The sequence below is a fragment of the Citrobacter sp. TBCS-14 genome, from assembly GCF_005280805.1.
GTDB classification, from domain to species: domain Bacteria; phylum Pseudomonadota; class Gammaproteobacteria; order Enterobacterales; family Enterobacteriaceae; genus Citrobacter; species Citrobacter gillenii.
Genome location: NZ_SZWM01000177.1, coordinates 1 through 236, shown reverse-complemented (window position 1 = coordinate 236; position 236 = coordinate 1). Strand labels below are relative to the sequence as shown.

At 58.9% G+C, this 236-nt stretch carries 1 pseudogene; it reads left to right on the top strand.

From position 1 onward, the window contains the following. Positions 1–236, top strand: a pseudogene (gene serB / locus FDX22_RS08630) (phosphoserine phosphatase); the annotation flags it as partial.

Here is a 236-nt window from a genome sequence, read left to right as displayed (position 1 = left end):
GAACGCGCGATGCGCGGCGAGCTGGATTTTACCGCCAGCCTGCGCAGCCGCGTGGCGACGCTGAAGGGGGCTGATGCCAACATTCTGCACCAGGTGCGCGAAACATTGCCGCTGATGCCTGGCCTGACGCAACTGGTGTTAAAACTGGAAACGCTTGGCTGGAAAGTGGCTATCGCTTCTGGCGGGTTTACTTTCTTTGCCGATTATCTGCGTAACAAGCTGCGTCTGACTGCGGC